Source organism: Allomuricauda sp. TY007, from assembly GCF_010468565.1.
Taxonomy (GTDB): Bacteria; Bacteroidota; Bacteroidia; order Flavobacteriales; family Flavobacteriaceae; genus Flagellimonas.
Map to the genome: position 1 here is coordinate 18,118 of NZ_WUEG01000009.1, position 18,738 is coordinate 36,855.

Annotated in this window: 12 protein-coding genes and 1 tRNA gene; 12 read left to right on the top strand and 1 reads right to left on the bottom strand. The window is 41.9% G+C overall.

Annotated features, from left to right (window positions below):
• Nucleotides 1-80: 80 nt before the first annotated feature.
• Nucleotides 81-2,807: a pyruvate, phosphate dikinase gene (ppdK, locus tag GO009_RS10965; RefSeq protein ID WP_163626248.1), complete on the bottom strand. Its 2,727-nt coding sequence runs from the start codon at nucleotides 2,805-2,807 to the stop codon at nucleotides 81-83.
• A gap of 344 nt (nucleotides 2,808-3,151) precedes the next feature.
• Here ppdK and GO009_RS10970 point away from each other — a divergent pair, with 344 nt between their 5' ends.
• From GO009_RS10970 to GO009_RS11020, 12 genes are all read left to right on the top strand, one after another.
• On the top strand, nucleotides 3,152-3,754 hold the full coding sequence (locus tag GO009_RS10970; protein ID WP_163626249.1) for a YceI family protein: 603 nt from the start codon (nucleotides 3,152-3,154) through the stop codon (nucleotides 3,752-3,754).
• Nucleotides 3,755-3,789: 35 nt separating this feature from the next.
• Complete coding sequence (locus GO009_RS10975; RefSeq protein ID WP_163626250.1) at nucleotides 3,790-5,052, top strand: hypothetical protein; 1,263 nt, start codon at nucleotides 3,790-3,792, stop codon at nucleotides 5,050-5,052.
• Between the two features lie 79 nt (nucleotides 5,053-5,131).
• Entirely contained in the window at nucleotides 5,132-5,731 is a 600-nt protein-coding gene (locus GO009_RS10980; RefSeq protein ID WP_163626251.1) for a YceI family protein, read from the top strand.
• A gap of 139 nt (nucleotides 5,732-5,870) precedes the next feature.
• The gene (locus tag GO009_RS10985) at nucleotides 5,871-6,737 is read left to right on the top strand and encodes a sugar phosphate isomerase/epimerase (protein ID WP_163626252.1); all 867 of its coding nucleotides are present in this window, start codon (nucleotides 5,871-5,873) and stop codon (nucleotides 6,735-6,737) included.
• A gap of 104 nt (nucleotides 6,738-6,841) precedes the next feature.
• Nucleotides 6,842-6,915: transfer RNA gene (locus GO009_RS10990), tRNA-Arg, on the top strand.
• A gap of 602 nt (nucleotides 6,916-7,517) precedes the next feature.
• Entirely contained in the window at nucleotides 7,518-12,500 is a 4,983-nt protein-coding gene (locus GO009_RS10995; RefSeq protein WP_163626253.1) for a gliding motility-associated C-terminal domain-containing protein, read from the top strand.
• A gap of 9 nt (nucleotides 12,501-12,509) precedes the next feature.
• Nucleotides 12,510-13,415, top strand: a complete 906-nt coding sequence (locus GO009_RS11000) for a type IX secretion system membrane protein PorP/SprF (RefSeq protein ID WP_163626254.1) — start codon at nucleotides 12,510-12,512, stop codon at nucleotides 13,413-13,415.
• Between the two features lie 6 nt (nucleotides 13,416-13,421).
• On the top strand, nucleotides 13,422-13,553 hold the full coding sequence (locus GO009_RS17760; RefSeq protein ID WP_262887006.1) for a hypothetical protein: 132 nt from the start codon (nucleotides 13,422-13,424) through the stop codon (nucleotides 13,551-13,553).
• A gap of 91 nt (nucleotides 13,554-13,644) precedes the next feature.
• Complete coding sequence (locus GO009_RS11005; protein ID WP_163626255.1) at nucleotides 13,645-15,612, top strand: sensor histidine kinase; 1,968 nt, start codon at nucleotides 13,645-13,647, stop codon at nucleotides 15,610-15,612.
• Nucleotides 15,605-16,246, top strand: coding sequence for a response regulator transcription factor (locus GO009_RS11010; protein WP_163626256.1), 642 nt, complete (start codon nucleotides 15,605-15,607; stop codon nucleotides 16,244-16,246). Before GO009_RS11005 ends, GO009_RS11010 begins: the two co-directional genes overlap by 8 nt.
• Nucleotides 16,247-16,782: 536 nt before the next feature.
• Nucleotides 16,783-17,361 carry an RNA polymerase sigma-70 factor gene (locus GO009_RS11015; protein ID WP_163626257.1) on the top strand — a complete coding sequence of 193 codons (579 nt, stop codon included), beginning with the start codon at nucleotides 16,783-16,785 and terminating at the stop codon, nucleotides 17,359-17,361.
• A 72-nt stretch (nucleotides 17,362-17,433) separates the two neighbouring features.
• Nucleotides 17,434-18,639 carry a FecR family protein gene (locus tag GO009_RS11020; RefSeq protein WP_163626258.1) on the top strand — a complete coding sequence of 402 codons (1,206 nt, stop codon included), beginning with the start codon at nucleotides 17,434-17,436 and terminating at the stop codon, nucleotides 18,637-18,639.
• Nucleotides 18,640-18,738: the final 99 nt, after the last annotated feature.

The window sequence follows — 18,738 nt, forward strand, 5'->3', positions numbered from 1 at the left end:
AAATAAAAAAGCATCCAAAAAATCCCCAGCTTTTTTATGATCCAAAAAGCCGGGGATTCAACCAAGTAAAAGTCAGTTGGTCAATTTTCGGTCAAAGTTGCTTGTGCAGCTGCCACCCTTGCAATGGGCACTCTAAACGGAGAGCAGCTCACATAGTTCAGCCCTACTTTTTGGAAGAAGGCCACGGAACTTGGTTCCCCTCCATGCTCACCACAGATTCCAACTTTAAGGTTGGATTGTGTTTCACGACCTCGTTTGGTACCCAATTCCACTAATTGGCCCACACCTTCTTGGTCCAACACCTCAAAGGGGTCTACTTTTAAGATGCCTTTTTCAAGGTAAGTAGGCAAGAATTTCCCTGAATCGTCCCGGGAATATCCAAAGGTCATTTGGGTAAGATCATTGGTTCCAAAAGAGAAAAAATCTGCATTTTCTGCAATTTTATCGGCTATCAATATAGCCCTTGGGATTTCCATCATGGTACCTACGGAATACTCCACAGTGTCCTTACGTTTTTTGAAAACTTCTTGGGCCGTTGTATCAATAATTGCTTTTTGTTGGTTAAACTCTTCCACGGTACCTACGAGCGGCACCATAATTTCAGGTTTTACATGGATACCATCTTTCTTCACATTGAGTGCTGCCTCCAAGATGGCCTGTGTCTGCATTTCGGTGATTTCTGGATAGGAGTTCCCTAATCTACAGCCGCGGTGTCCCATCATGGGGTTGAACTCTTCCAGTTCGGCCACTTTGCTTTTAACAGCGGACAAAGAGATGTGGAGTTCTTCGGCCAATTCTTTTTGTGTAGCTAATTGATGGGGTACAAATTCATGCAATGGCGGATCCAACAATCTAATTGTTACAGGAAATCCTTCCATAGCCCTAAAAATCCCCTCAAAGTCGTTTCGCTGCATGGGAAGAAGTTCTTTTAAAGCTTGTTTGCGTCCTTTGATGGTATCGGCCAAGATCATTTCTCGCATTGCTTTTATGCGGTCCACTTCAAAGAACATGTGTTCGGTACGGGTCAAACCAATGCCCTTTGCTCCAAAATTACGTGCGATCAAGGCATCTTTTGACGTGTCGGCGTTTGTTCTGACCTCCATGGTGGCGTATTTGTCGGATAGTTCCATTAATTCAGCAAATTCCCCGCTCAATTCTGGTTCCTTGGTGCCAACCTTACCTTCTAAAATATTACCTGTGGAACCATTTATGGAAATCCAATCCCCTTCGTGGTACTCATGGCCATTAACTTTAAGGGTTCGGGTTTTATAGTTGATTTTTAAAGCACCAGCCCCAGAAACGCAACATTTTCCCATTCCCCTAGCAACTACAGCTGCGTGGGAGGTCATGCCCCCACGGGCAGTAACAATGGCTTTGGCAATGTTCATGCCCTCTACATCTTCGGGAGAGGTTTCCACGCGTACTAAAATGCTGTTCTTAAACTTATCGGCCTCATCGGCAAAGAAAACAATCTGGCCGGTGGCCGCGCCCGGCGATGCAGGCAAACCTTGTGCAATTACTTCGGCATCCTCCAAAGCTTTAGGGTCAAAGACAGGATGTAAAAGTTCGTTCAGTTTGTTGGGTTCTATGCGCATTAGGGCCTTTTTCTCATCTATCAACCCTTCTTTAAGCAAGTCCATGGCAATTTTTACCATGGCGGCACCGGTACGCTTGCCATTACGGGTCTGCAAAATCCAGAGTTTACCTTGTTGAATGGTAAATTCCATATCCTGCATGTCTTGGTAATGTGTTTCCAGTTTGTTTTGGTACTCGAACAGTTCCTTATAAATGTTGGGCATCAATTCTTCCAAAGATGGATAGCTTTCTTTGCGCTCTTCTTCATCTATTTGAGCCAGTTTGGCCCAACGTTGTGATCCCAACAAGGTAATTTGCTGAGGGGTGCGGACCCCGGCGACCACATCTTCCCCTTGTGCGTTAATAAGGTATTCCCCATTGAACACATTTTCACCGGTTCCGGCGTCCCTGGTAAAGCAAACCCCTGTTCCTGAATCTTCACCCATATTGCCAAAAACCATGGCCTGTACATTTACAGCGGTGCCCCAATCTTCGGGATAACCGTGCATTTTTCGATAATATAGGGCGCGATCACCGTTCCAGCTATCAAAAACAGCGGTAATGGCACCCCATAGCTGGTCCCATGGATTGGTCGGGAAGGGTTTTCCTGTTCTTTTTTTTACGATTTCCTTAAAGTCATACACTAAATCTTGAAGGTCTTGAACGGTAAACTGGGTGTCCTGCTCAATTCTTCGCTTGTCCTTTAAATGATCTATGATTTCTTCAAAGGGGTCAAGGTCGTCTTTGGATTCTGGTTTGAGGCCCATAACCACGCTACTGTACATTTGAATAAAACGACGGTAGGAATCCCAAGCAAATCGTTCGTTCCCCGTCATTTTGATGACGCCTTTGATGGACTCGTCGTTGAGTCCAAGGTTAAGAACGGTATCCATCATGCCAGGCATAGAGACCCTTGCCCCGGAACGTACCGAAATCAATAGTGGGTTTTCATCATCGCCAAAAATACTTCCCATGGTTTCTTCGATGCGGGTTATGGCAGCCCGAACATCGGGTTCAATACGATTTATTACGGCTTCTTTCCCCTCTTCGTTGTATTGCGTACAAACTTCTGTTGTTATAGTAAAACCGGGAGGTACAGGAATACCGATACGGCTCATTTCGGCCAAGTTGGCCCCTTTGCCACCGAGCAGTTCCTTCATATTACGTCCACCATCTGCCTTTTTGTTACCGAAGGAATATACGCTGAGTTGGTTTGCTGCAAGTGTTTCCATCTTTTTTATCTATTAAGAGATTGATAAATGCTAAAATCCATATGTAAAATTAGTTGCTTCTTGATCTTCAGAACATGATAAAAATCAGGGTTTTGGCCCTTACAACTGTTTAAATCTTGATTTTGTCTTTTTACAAAAGTGATTGATCAAGTACGATGGATAGCAAGTAGATTTTATTAAAGAAACTTAAAATAAATCACATTGGTACATGGGAAAAAACCAAATTAGATAAAAAATATTTGATGGTTAAGTGCTAAAAATCAGGTTTTTAGGAAAAAACTGACAAATATCATCTTTTAAGAATTTTCCGTAAAGGATCTTTGACCCAACAAAAAACAAGAACTATGCAATACCATACAACACACCGACAGTCGCTTTTAAAAGCAACAATCCTTTGGATAACATTTGCCCTTGTACCACTTACGCTTTCCGCACAAAATTTTAAGCTCAACAACGGGGAAGGGAAAGTAGTGGTAACAGGAACTTCGACCCTTCATGATTGGGAGGAAGTTGCAGAGCAAAAATCAGGTTCAATTACATTGGACAATACAGGAGAGCTTCCAAAAATCAACGCTTTAAAGTTTACAGTTGAAGCTGAGAGCTTAAAGAGTGGAAAGGGAGCCATGGACAAGAATACTTACAAAGCGCTCGAAACCAAAAAATACAAGCAAATTGTATTTGAGTTGAAAAGCGTGAAAAGTATTTCCCCGATTACAGCTAACTCTAACAGGTATAAGGTGGTCGCCACAGGTAACCTTACCATTGCAGGAAGTACCAATACCATTGATTTGCCCTTTAACCTAACGATTAAGGATGATAGAGTGCTGCTCGAAGGCAAGAAACCTTTAAAAATGACAGATTACAACATAGAACCTCCCAAGGCACTTTTGGGTACCATTACCACAGGTGATGAGATCGAGGTTCTCTTTAACACCGTTTGGAAATAATTAAATCTTAATACTCAACTAATAAATTTAACGTAATGAAAAAATACACAAAATTCGGATTATTGGCTGCTGCATTTCTTGTAGGGCTTATGGGATATTCCCAAAATCGTCAACTGGACAATTTCCGCTCGCCGGACAAAAATGGAGTAAATGTTTTTGAAGCTCCAAAAGACACAGTAAGTACCTTTGATGGGGTAAAAGTAAGAGTGGGTGGATCATCTACTTTACAGTTCCAAGCAGTAGATCATGAAAACTCGGGGGCCGTAGAACTTATCCCGATAGGGGACAACTTTAACCTGGCAACCGCAAACCTGGATTTGGATGTGGCCTTGGCCAAAGGTGTGAGAATGCACTTGAGAACGTACTTGTCATCCCGTCACCACCCAGAACCTTATGTAAAGGGAGGATATTTTCAAGTGGACAACTTGGATTTCATTAGCCCTGGACTATTGGAGGAAGCCATGAAGTACCTGACCATAAAAGTGGGACACATGGAAAACAACTATGGTGATGCCCATTTTAGGAGAACCGACAACTCGCAAGCCATGCACAACCCATTTGTTGGTAACTTGATCATGGATGCGTTTACCACAGAGGTTGGTGGAGAAGTTTACTTCCAAAAAAATGGATTCATAGGTATGTTCGGGCTTTCCAATGGTAAATTGAACCAAGCAGTGAACAATCCAGAAACCACAGGAGCTTCAATATTGGCCAAATTGGGATACGATAGTCAAGTGAACGAGGATTTGAGACTTAGGCTTACTGGTTCCATGTACAGCACAAACAAATCTGCCAGAACATATCTTTATAGTGCCGATAGGGCAGGATCTAGATACTATTTGGTTATGGAAGATGTTGATGCTTCTACATCGGGCAATTTTAGATCAGGTAGATACAATCCAGGTTTCAACAACGAGATTACTGCCTTTATGATCAACCCATTTGTAAAATATAAAGGATTGGAGTTTTTTGGGACCTTTGAAACTGCTTCCGGTAAGACCGATGCTGAAACAGATGATAGAAATGCTACGCAATTGGCAGGTGAGTTGATCTACCGATTCGGCAACAATGAAAATTTCTACTTGGGAACTCGATACAATACTGTAAATTCAGACGACCCATCAGGATCGGAAGTAACCATAGATAGATTCCAACTTGGAGGTGGTGTATTCTTGACCAAGAACATTTTGGCCAAAATAGAGTATGTAAACCAACAATATGATGGATACGATACCACAAGTATTTTCCACGATGGTGAGTTTAAAGGGGTTTTATTGGAAGCTGTAATCAGTTTCTAGACCATCTTAATCTTTTTAACAAGGCCTAGGGCAGCAATGTCCTAGGTCTTACATCTTAAAATTATTATATTTAGGTGTCATGTTGACCTCAATCCCACATATCACAAAAACCCTGTTGTTAGGATTATTTCTTATATCCTGGTTCAACTTTAACGACCCGGAAAGGGAAACCAAAGTAAGGGTAGAGCCAGAGAGTGAGGTTGTGATTGCCGGTACCACCAACGTTAATAACTTTACCTGTAAGTATAATTTACAGGAGTTGGAGATGCCCATTCGTTTGATCTATGATGAAAAGTCCGAGCAAATTCTTTTTAAAAATGCAGAACTTACATTGATCAACGATTGTTTTGATTGTGGGGGCAAGGCCATTAATAGAGATTTTCAGGAATTGCTCAAAACAGAACGGCACCCACAAGTGGGACTAAAACTTCTATATGTGGAACCCCCATCACCAAATCAAAGTATGGTGGATGTTGGTGTCGAAATTAAGATTGCCGGTGTTTCCCGAAAGTACCAGACACTACTTTATTGTGAACAGACAAAGGATATATGTGTCAACGGCACTTTGGAACTAAAGCTTAGCGATTTTGAGTTGGAACCTCCAAAGAAAATGCTTGGCATGATCAAGGTTGATGATGAAATAAAAGTCCATTTAACATTACAGTTGAGTGAGATTTGATTGTTGATCACTTGTTATAAAAAATCCGTTGGAATGTATATATCTAACGGATTTTTTGTTTTTTCACACGTTTCATAAAACCTATAATCAGTATCTTGTGAACCACATTTGAAACTGAGATTAACTACAAACAACACCAATGGACAGAATTTTATCATTTAAAGGGATCTTTACCCTCGCCTTTACACTATTTTCAATTACATTTTATGCTCAAGACAGTTTTGGCGGACTCGCATTGTATACTGTGCGTGAAAACATGGGGGAAGATGCCAAGGCTACTTTACAAAAGGTGGCGGATGCAGGTTATGCCTATATTGAAGCTGCTGATTACAAAGACGGAAAATTTTATGGCATGGAGCCACAAGCATTTAAAGCCTACGCAGAGAGTTTGGGGCTAGATCCAGTAAGTGCACACATGGGAAGTGTAACTTTAGATAATGCGGATCAACAAATTACTGACACCAAGGCCGCAGGGTTTGAATATTTTACCATTCCCGTACCACCAATGGGCATGTTCACTTTTGATAGGGAGAACAGAACGATGGGGATGAAAGGTACCATGAAGGATTTTGCCGATATTTTGACCACATTGGGTAAAAAATGCAAGGCTGCGGGATTGAAACTATTGTACCACAATCACGATTTTGAATTCAAGGACAATGAAGAAGGAATAAAACCAATAGTTTATTTGCTGGAAAACACAGATCCAAAATATGTAAACTTCCAAATGGATTTATATTGGGTTACTAGAGCTGGAGCAGACCCGGTAGCTTATTTTGAAAAATATCCCGGAAGATTCAAATTATGGCACGTGAAAGACATGGACGAAGAAGGTAAATTTGCCCCGGTAGGTGAGGGAACCATCGATTTTGGCAGGATTTTGGAAAAAAAGAAGGCCTCTGGCATGAAAAAGTATTTTGTGGAGCAAGATATGACTTGGGACAAAAAGCCTTTGGAGGTTATCAAGATTAGCCATAAAGGCTTGAAAGAGATAGGTTTTAAGTAAAAATTAATGTAACCGTTTTGAAACCCTATTCATAAAAGTGATAAGAAATCAAAAAAATATTTTTTACAATCGGTTACATTAGTATCTTTGCACCCGCAAAGTTTGGTCGCGTAGCTCAGCTGGATAGAGCATCTGCCTTCTAAGCAGACGGTCGAAGGTTCGAATCCTTCCGCGATCACTAGTAAATAAAGGGCTTTGGAGATTTTTATATTTCTGAAGCCTATTTTTTTGCAAACAATTTGCAAACACTTCATTTTTATCAAAAAGAACAACAATCTGTTTGCCAACTTTTGATTCGATTTATATCAATGTTATCTGTTTTTGGTATGGCCCATTTTTCTATTCTAGAAATCCTCAGATTTTAATTTAGAAGATTTTAGTTTTATCTAGTTCATAATAAGAGATACTAAAATCTTGGGAGAATTAAGCATATCCCACTAGTCCTCTTGTTATAGAAGGATAGATGGACGTGCCTTAAGTAGAATATCCATTGCTGCAGGATTCATATTGAAAGTACATTTTCGATTATCTATTATCCATTTAGATATTCTTTTATATGAAATCACTCACTATCTACGTACCCCTACGTAAATGTTGTACATGGGTGCGTATTTTATTTGATTTTACATCGATTTAACTTGCGGCGTGAAAGAATAAAGACATATTCACATGCCCAAATCATCTTTTCAATCCCTATCGATTGCACTAGTCTTATTGGTTTTATGTTCAACGAGCCTGTTCGGACAAACCGTTAATCGACCTCATACATCTTTAGGAAATTTGACCAATAGCGAATGGACTCCATTGCCCTACGAAGGGGGAGGTCATTCACGTACCCGGGCCACCATGGACGGTTATTTGCCAACATTGGAAGACGGAGCGGTGGCCGTAGAGTTTATCCTTAAAGGAGGCGATGGTGGACGTGCCACCTGGCAAGGTTTGGTAGCCCAGAAAATAGGACGGGGCGGGGAAGGTGGCACGGTTAGGTTTACCTTGCCCATTACCAGTGAAAATGCAGGGGACCGGCTCCATTTTTTTATAGGATCTCGAGGGGAATCCGATGTTCATGATGTTGCCGCCAGCGGCGGCGGTGGCGGAGCTACGGCAATAACTCCATATGGGCAACCTACTAATCCCATAGTGGTTGCAGCAGGTGGTGGTGGTGGAGCGGCAATCGAAGCTCTGGTTTCCCATGGATATGGTGGCGGCATAGCAAGACATGGAAAAAATAGTTGTAATTCGCACGGATTAAGAGTGGATGATGCTACTTCGTATGGAAGTGGCGGGGTAGCTCATAGAGGCTTAATTAATGATGTTGAGACTACTTTTCATCCATTTTCAGGGGGCGGGGGCAGTTTATATAGCACACCTGAATCAACAGTGTTATTTGAATTGGAAGTTATGGGAAGTTCACCCAATGAAGGTGGTGCCGGAGGTTATCATCCACCAACTACTGTATATGAGGGAGATTGTTCGGGAGGGTTATTAGACCCTAATTGTACAAAAATAGTGGTTAATGATATCAATCGTGGAGGTACGGGCTGGGCCGGTGGCGGGGCTGGCGGAATATTTTATGGCCACCCGATTGGACCTTCACCCAAATGCTCAAATCAATATATTGGGAAAGGGGCCTCTGGCGGCGGTGGCGGCGGTTATTATGGCGGTGGTGGCGGCGATTTGGAACGTGGCGGCGGTGGCGGACAATCGTATGGTAACCTTAGTATGGTAAAAGATTTAGTAGAGACAGAAGGAGGAACGACTGACACCCCAGTTACTGGCTATATACAATACCGAGTGATTTACGATGAAGAGCCCCCTGTGGCAGTATGTAAGGATATTACAGTGTCCCTTGATCCGGAAAATCCCTTATTGGCCGATGGTACCGTTACCATAACAGCTGCCGATATTGATGCAGGCTCTTATGATGATGTCTATGTCGCATCCATGTCCCTATCACAAACTACTTTTACCTGTGATGACGTTGGTACCGTTCCGGTTACTTTAACGGTCCTTGATGGAAGGGGAAATGGGGCTACCTGTACGGCCAATGTGACCGTAGTGGACAATACCCCTCCCTTTATGCTCTCGATGACCAATTTTATTGAAATGGGGCATAATACCTCTATAGAGTTAAAACCGGAAGGTCCCTTCGATGTCTCCGAAAATTGTGGTAGCTATTCCGCTGTGGCCAGTACGCGTACGGCAACTTGTGCCGATATAGGCACCAATGTTTTGGTGCCCATTGAGGTAACCGATCAATATGGGAATTCAGCAACCTATAATTACGTGTATCAAATCAGCAAGGATACGCCTCCCATCGTGAATACCAAGCCGGCCACTATTTATCTGGGAGCTAATGGGGGCGCAACCCTAAGGCCTGAAGATATAGATGATAACAGTATTGACGCCAATGGTTGCTATACGAGTTTTACCAGAACATTGAGCAAAACCGATTTTACCTGTACTGATGCGGGAACGCATACGGTTACCTTAACGGTAAATGACGGTTATAATTCGGCTTCGGCCACAGCCACGGTTACAGTGGTAGATCCCTATGATCGCAGTTCGGGTATCATTTATGTGGATGAGAACGCGACGGGATCAAACAATGGAACCTCATGGAACGACGCATATACCGATTTACAAGATGCACTAGCTTTGTCTGCGAATTGTGGGTTAACGGAGATATGGGTGGCACAAGGGACTTACAAACCGGGAACGTCCGAATACGATTCTTTTGTCATTCCCGAAGGGGTTACCCTTTTGGGAGGCTTTATCGGAAATGAAACTTCATCGGACCAACGGAATTGGAACGCAGTGCCGACTCTGTTAAGTGGGGATATCAATGGGAATGATATGGCAGATGCAGGGGACAGCCATACCATTGTGACAGTGACAACTCCTAATGTGACTTTGGATGGACTTATCATTGCGTATTCCTATGCGGATGATCCTTCGGACAATAGTCAAGTGGCCATTGGCCGCACAGGAGGTGGGCTTTATATAAATCAAGGTGAAAGCTTTGTACTCAAGCATAGCATATTGCATGATAATACGGCCTACAGTGATGGAATCAATGGTGTGGGAGGCGCGGTAATTAGTTTTACCGGTGATACCAAATTAATAAGTTGCTTGCTGTATGATAATGTTGCCTCCACTGCTGGAGGTGCTGTATCCGGTGAATCCGGTGAAGTTGAAATTATAAATTCCACCCTGAGCGATAATACGGCTGTCACTGGGGGCGGTATCCATTTAAGTGATGGCACCTTGTTGGTGGCGAACTCCATTCTTTCCAATAATGCCGGTACCAATGGCCATATCAACCTGGTTGGTGGATATGCACGCCTGTATAGTTCATTGGCATATAATGGGACTGTTTCTGGAGATGTGATGCAAAGTCGAAATCTGACAGTAGATCCAGAGTTTGAAGATGTGGTGGACCATGATTATAGGGTGAAGGCTACTAGTCCTGCCATAAATGCTGGGAACAATAATTTTGTGGTATCGTTAGGGGCACCCGAAGCGGCAGTCGATTTGGCTGGAAATAAGCGCATTTACGACTATGTCAACGGTGGTATTGTTGATATGGGCGCCTATGAGTTACAAGACAAAACACCAGTGGCCATTTGCCAGGATATTATAGTAGCGCTAGATGCAAACGGTAGTGCCGGTATAACCCCGGAGGAAATAGATAATGGCTCTTATGATGAGGATAATGGAATAACGCTTACCCTCGATGTTACAGAATTTGATTGTTCAAACCTAGGAACGAATGAAGTAATACTAACCGTAACGGCCAATAATGGGGTAAGTGTCCAATGTACGGCAACTGTTACCGTGGAGGATACCTTGGCTCCAGTTCCTGATTTGACAAGTCTGCCAGATGTAAATGCAGAATGTGAGCTAAGCAATCTCTCACCCCCGACGGCCACGGATAATTGTGTTGGGGTTGTAACGGCAACCCACGATGCTACTTTGCCGATAACAACCCAAGGTACCAAAGTGGTCATATGGACCTACGAAGATGCAGCTGGAAATACCAGTACCCAAACACAGAACGTGATTATAGAAGATGCGAGTGCACCTGTTCCCGATCAGGCTAGTTTATCGGATATCACATCTGAATGTGAGGTAAACAATCTAACGGCCCCAACGGCCACGGATAATTGCAGTGGTTTGCTAATGGCAACCCATGATGCTACTTTGCCGATAACAACTCAAGGTGCCACGGTAATCACATGGACCTACGAAGATGCATCCGGTAACACCAGTACCCAAACACAGAACGTGATCATTGATGATGCCGATGCACCGGTTCCTGATCAGGCSAGTTTACCGGATATTACCGATGAATGTGAGGTAARYARTCTAACGGCYCCAACGGCTACGGACAATTGCAGTGGTTTGCTAATGGCAACCCATGATGCTACTTTGCCGATAACAACCCAAGGTACCACGGTAATCACATGGACCTACGAAGATGCATCCGGTAACACCAGTACCCAAACACAGAACGTAATCGTTGATGATGCCGATGCACCTGTTCCCGACCAAGCAAGTTTACCGGATATTACTTCTGAATGTGAAGTGAGCAATCTAACGGCCCCGACGGCCACGGATAATTGTGTTGGGGTTGTAATGGCAACCCATGATGTTACTTTTCCGATAACAACCCAAGGTACTACGGTGGTCACATGGACTTACGAAGATGCATCCGGGAACACCAGTACTCAAGCACAGAACGTGATTATAGAAGATGCGAGTGCACCTGTTCCCGATCAGGCTAGTTTATCGGATATCACATCTGAATGTGAGGTAAACAATCTAACGGCCCCAACAGCTACGGATAATTGTAGTGGTGTGGTCACGGTTACCCATGATGCTGTATTGCCCATCACTTCACAGGGGACCACAGTGGTCACATGGAGTTTTGAAGATGAAGTTGGGAATAGCAGTACACAAACACAGAATGTAATTATAGAGGATACTACAGCTCCTGAATTGATTTCGGAACTGGATATCGAGCTTACAGTATATTGCAATGAAGTACCTGAAATCCCAAACCTGGTTTTTGAGGATAACTGTGATATGGAGGTTCAAATTGAATATGGTCAAAATGAGACCATTTCAGGAGAAGGATATCTCATTGAGCGTTACTGGATAGCTTCCGATGCCAAAGGAAATGAAGAACGTGTTGAGCAAAATATCACAGTATTGCCAATGCAGATAAACCCTGATGATAACATTGCCGTATGCATTACTGAAACCTATTTGGACCTCTACGAAAAAATCGAAGGGGAAGCAGGAAATGGAATCTGGGAATCCCAAAACAAAAATATCAATTTAAATGGCTCGGTAATCAATCCATCAACCTTATCGATGGGTACGTACACCTTTACCTATACCGAACAGGTTGGAATGTGTGCCAATCAGGTGGTTGTTGAGGTAAGGGTAGAAGATGTCTGTGGAACGGATGGAACATCAAAAATGGGGGTCTCAAAGGTACTTACCCCGAATGATGACGGGCACAACGATTACTTCATTGTGGAAGGCCTCGATACAGATGGAAATAAAATTTCACTGATGGTATTTGATCGTTGGGGACAGCAGGTTTACCAATCGGATGATTATCAAAACGATTGGAATGGTAGACGAGGCAATAACCAAGGTAAACTGTCTTCAGGAACCTATTTCTATGTGATACAGGTGTTGAATTCCAATACGAAACCCATTAAGGGAAGTATCTACATTGGCACCAAATAAAAGATTAAGATGAAGAAGTTTATATTATTGATGGTCGTTGTGGTCGTGTGCCATCACCAAGCCATAGCCCAACAGGTACCACAGTTCACACAATACTTGTACAACCCCGTTAGTATCAACCCTGCATTTGCAGGAAGTACAAAAGGCTTCTCGGCCATTTTGATGCACCGTTCACAATGGAGTGGTTTCGAGGGGGCACCATCCACACAAATGTTTTCGGCACATACCCCTTTGCACAATGAAAAGGTAGGGCTGGGGCTTTCGCTTGTGAGCGATGGTTTGGGCGAAGAAAAATTTGATTACCTCTATGGCGATTTCTCTTATACGCTGCAAGTAGGTAGGACTACTCGCCTAGCTTTTGGTATAAAAGCAGGCTTTACCCACTATGCGTTGAATCCTAACCTATTGAATAGACCCGATGTGCAAACGGATCCCTACTTCAACTCCTATGTAGCGAGCTGGTCGCCCAATGTGGGGGTGGGAGGCTTTTTGTATGGAAAAAGGTGGTATGTGGCGGCATCGGTACCGCAGATGTTTAATACAGATTATATAGGTTCAGGGGATGAAATATTTTATAGTGCCACGGACAGCCCCAATTTATATTTTACGGGCGGGTATGATTTTCTCCTTGCCCAATCCATTGTATTGAACCCCACAACCATGCTTATAGTTGCCGATCAAGCTTCGGTTTCCGTAGATGCAGGGGTCAATGTTAAGTTTTACGATCAATTTATGCTGGGGGTCAATTACCGGTTTAATAGTTATGATGCCGTTGGTGGCTTGGGAAGCTTTATGATAGGTAAAAGGTTGATGCTGGGATATGCCTACGAAATCCCAGTATCAGGAATCCGTCCATATACTGGAGGTACACATGAGTTCTTTTTGAGGTACGACTTTATTCCAAATATAAATTAAAACTATATGCAGTATCCATTGGGTTCCAATGTTGATGGGAGTAAAGGGAATTGCAACGATGTTGGTACAGGGTACGTTGAACATTTTAGGTTGGGCAAGGCAATATATTTGTACGCCGATCCATCAAAGTTTAGGTAATAATGGTATTTTTATGTTTGTGTATAAATGCCCCAAACCCATACTGATTTTATTTTTTTGTTTGGTTTCCGGAATATCTCGTTCCCAAAACTTGGGAGACCATGACAAAGTAGTGCACACTTTGGATTCAATTTCAAACTTTGTAGAGAGAGCGAACTATTTGCTTGAACTTATTGAACAAGAAAGCATGGACAATGATGCGGTGGCCAAACTTGCTCTTCAGTACAGGGATTCGTCATTGGCTAAAAAACGATGGGAGGAAGCTTTGATGTTCACAAATGCCTTGGGGACATATTACATTTATCAATCCATCAACCATAAAAAAGCATATGGTATATTGGATGACTATCAACCCTACGTTAATTTCAATGTTGATGAAAATCAGATAGCGCTTTTTTACATTAACTATGCTGAGGCTTCGACTTATATGCAATATTATAAGAAATCCTTGGAAATATTGGATGAGGGAATCCAGTTCATGGAAAAGCAAAAGGATTCATCGTTATATGAATTCGGTTATGCGTATTTGAAAGCAGGTGAAAATAGTGATAAGGTCAACGAAATTTCCGAAAGTGTTGCCTATTTTGAAAAGGCCAAGAAGATATTTGCCCATCAAAAGGATACATTGATGTACTTGTGGGCGCAGAATGGTTTGGCACAACTCTATGGTAAAAATGGGCTTTATAATCGGGCACAGGAGGCCCGTGGCGAAGTATTTGAAAAGGGAACAGCCATAAAAGAGTATCAGGTGGTTGCCATTGCACGTTTGGCTGCCTGTAATGAGGCCAACCGTAAAAATGACTTTGCCGAAGAGCTTCAACAAATTCGAATGGCCCTTAAAGAAAGGAACCATGAATCCGATGTACAGGGCATAGTGGATATTTTGACCCTTTCTTATGCCGTTTCCACTTATGCCAGGAACGGGATACGGGATACTTCGGACTTATATAAACGGGAACTTGTTTCCAAGATAGGCCCTCATATCAACAATCCTTTTTTAGAAACGTACTATCATTTGGCCATGAGTTGGAATACATTGGCCAACAACCAACTTACACAAGCAGAAAGGTATGCCCAAAAAGCCCATAAAGGGGTTAAGGGAACTTTGGAAGCCCAAAACATTATGCGTTCAGAGTTGTTATTGGCAAATATTTATGAGAAAATGAACAATTTGCAAAAATCCCTCCAACACTTTAAAAATTATGCCAGAATGAAAGATTCTGTCAATAATGTGACCTCTAGGAGAAGGTTTGCCTTTATTCAAGCCGAACTTGAAACAGAAAAGAAGGATATGGAGATTGCACAACAAAGACAGGATATTAAAATACTGGATGCCCAAAACAAAGAAAAAACATATTGGTTGGTCTTTGGTGGTGTCATACTTGTTGGGGGGTCTGGTTTTCTATGGCTATATCGGAATCGTAGGTTTGCAGAGAAAGAGCAGGAGCTTACCGAGAAATATTCTCAGGACTTGTTATGGCAACAAGAAAAGGAAAGGGAACATATAGCGAGGGAATTGCACGATAGCATAGGGCAACAACTGACCATAATGTCCAAAAAAGCGAGGGATACTGATCAAAAAGAATTGCTGCAACTCTCCCAGAATACCTTGGAAGAAGTCAGAATGGTTGGAAAGGGCCTTCTTCCCCCTACATTGGTCAGTTTGGGAATTACAGGGGCGATTCAGCAGCTTATCTATACTTTTGATGAAGAGTACAGTATTATTTTTACCTTGGAAATGGATTCGATTGAGGGCTGTTTTACCAAGGATAAAAATGTAAACCTCTATCGTTTTATACAAGAAGCATTGACCAATATGGTGAAACATTCGCAGGCCACAGAGGTGTTGGTCGAGGTGTTAAAGGAGACGAATTGCGTAAAGTTATTGATTGAGGACAATGGAATAGGTTTTGACTATGAAGAAAAGCATAAGGGGCAAGGTTTGGGCCTTAAAACAATGGAGAAAAGAATTCGTATGATGGGGGGGACCATTCAAATCCAGACCATGAATAAACGAGGAACCAGCATTATTGCCAATATCCCAATATCAGATGCATAATACCCATACCATATTGGTGGCCGACGATCATCCCTTGTTGTTAAAAGGGTTGGTAGATGAACTTGAATCCAAAGGATATAATGTGATTGCTCAGTCAACCAATGGCTTAGAGGCTTTGGAACAACTATTGGACCTAAGACCCGATATTGCTATTTTGGATATTCAAATGCCGATGCTTTCTGGAATAGAAGTGATAACAAAGGCAACGGATGCAGGCTGTACTACCCGTTTTATCCTACTTACTTCCCATAAGGAGGAAGGGCTTGTTTATAGGGCCAAACAACTGGGAATCAGTGGTTATTTGCTTAAAGAAGAACCTTTTTTGGAAATGGAAAGGTGTATCCTAAAGGTGAGTGCAGGGGAAACGTACTTTAGCAAGACCTTTGAACAAATGGTGGAAACAACCATTAATCCACAGCTAAAAAAACTAAAACTACTGTCTTCTTCAGAACGCACTATTCTTCGAATGGTGGCGCAGTCAAAAACGTCCAAGGAAATTGCCGAGGAGTTGTTGATTTCCTTGCGAACAGTCCAGAAGCATAGAAGCAATATCATCCAAAAATTGGAATTGGGTGGCGGAGACCAATGGACTTCCTGGATTTCCAAGTATAAGGATTTAATATTGTCACTATAATCATAAGCCAGAAATACGTACCCCTACGTAAAAATCGTACTGGGGTACGTATTTTTATTGAAGGTATGGTAAGTTATCTTGTGTTTGAAAACATTGATTTTACTATATGTTCAGCCCCCGACCTCCATTCTCTTTTATTGAGCCTTGTTTGTACATTTTATGCTCGTTGGGTCCAAACCATATCGAGCATTTGCTTTTGTCCAAGAAAAAAGATGGTTTTCAATGTGCCTTAAATGATGATGTGTCTGGGCAGGGAGTTCAGCCCATAATGGGTTTAATTGCATGTACAGGACTATTTTCCAAAATGGATTCTGAAATGGATAAACACGTGGTGAACATAAATTATTTAAAAATTTTTAACCCTATTTCAACTTATGGTCGTCTTAGTAGTGTTATGAGAGGAAACAAACATAATGGTATACTAAAGTTACCTAGCATCGTAAATATTTACATAATTGTTAAGTCGTTTAGTTAGTTTGAAATAGGGCAGTCTTGGATTGCCCTATTTTTTGTGGCATAAACGGTGGAGTTTAATAGTGTACAGTATAAATAACCCCTTAAAACTGAAAGCCAATAAAACATACCGCCTAACTACCAAAGAATACAAGGTTCTTTTTGATACCCACCACGTTTCACTTTGTTTGTTTTGCAATCGTTATTTGAACGATATCGAGATGGCAAGGGATGTCGTACAGGAGGTTTTTATAAAAGTTTGGAACAAAAAAACGGTTTTTAAAAGCCAGAATACTGTTAAATCTTATTTGTATACAGCAGTAAAGAATAGAGCGTTGGATGTGCTGAAAAGCAAAAGGTATAAATCGAAATGCGACTTATCTGTCGAGGCCATTCAAAGTATGGAAACCGATTCTTTTTTTTCAACTGAGCTCGTATTGCAAGAAACGGCACGCTTGGTGGACCATGCTGTGGATACCTTGCCATTGAGATGTAAAAAAATCATAAAACTAAGTTTATTGGGCTATAAAAATGGTGAAATCGCCAATGAATTGGAGATAACCTTGAACACTGTAAAGGCCCAGAAAAAAATAGCCTATCGTAAGCTCCGTTTCCAACTTCGGGAACACATCGCCTTAGTGGCACACATCTTTTTGCCATAGAAAAGAAAAATGTTTAACCCCATTTGCATGTAACATCGTCTTTAAACTAAAGAAAGCAACAATTACTACCATATGTTAAGGGATTTCGGCAAACTAATCGAACTGGCTAAAAAACTGGCTAGAACAATCCTACTTCGAGAAAGGATTGATGAGGTGGATACCTCAGAGGAGCTGAATCAAGACGAGCGGGATTATATCATGCAAAAATTGGCAGAACCCAGTCATTGGCTTGAGAGAAGTCGTTTGAAAAAGGAGGTGGATGAAACGCACGCAAGGGAATGGGAAAGGTTAAGAGCAAATACAGTTGCGGATTCAAAGCTTAGATATTTAAAAATAATGGTCAAAGTTGCCGCTATTTTTATCGGTGTTGCTGTCTGTACCTACTTTTTTTTAAGTGGAAATTTTACGGAGGAGGGGACTGGTGCATTGCCCGAACAAGAATCGATTACCCTGGAACTTGAAAATGGTGCTGTTGAAAAACTGTCAAAATCCGATAATCGACTGTTTAAGAACAGCAAAGGAAACGTCGTGGGGATGCAAAAATTCGATAAACTTGATTATACCCAAGCAGAAGAACGGTCCAGCAGTTCCGATAGTGATAAGAAGTCAATAGAGTATCATAGGCTCACCGTTCCTTATGGTAAAACATTTCAACTTGTCTTGTCCGATGGGACCAAAGTGCATCTTAATGCGGGAACGTCCTTGAAATATCCTGTGCGGTTTATCGAAGATAAAAGCAGGGAGGTTTTTATGGAGGGTGAAGCTTTTTTTGATGTCCAAAAAAATAAGGAACAACCATTTATAGTTAATTCGGGTAATCTAGGTGTCCAAGTGCTGGGGACCCAATTTGTGATTTCTTCCTACCCTGAGGATGCATTTATAAATACGGTTTTGCTTGAGGGCTCCGTTGGGTTGTACAAAAACCAAGGTTCTCAGAAAAAAGACAAGGGAAGGTATACCATGTTGGAACCTGGGTTTATGGGGGCATGGAGCAAAGAGGAGGAAAATATCGCTGTCACAGAAGTGGATACGGATATTTATACCGCATGGACTAAGGGAAGGATGGTGTTCAGCCACATGAAATTTGAGGACATCATCAAGAAATTGGCGCGATGCTACAATGTGTCAATCACAAACAACAACGTAGAGCTTGGAGAAGAAACCTTCACGGCGACCTTTGATATCAAAATTGAATCAATGGAAGATATACTGGAGTCGTTCAAAAGAAATTACGGCTTTGAGTATGATATTGAAAACAATCAAATCAATATTTACTAACCAAAACAATCTGCCAATGAAATGAACTTTTGAATATAAATAACCATCACTCTAGAAGAAAAAAATCGGAAAATGCTGACACATTCCCCGATTGGATAA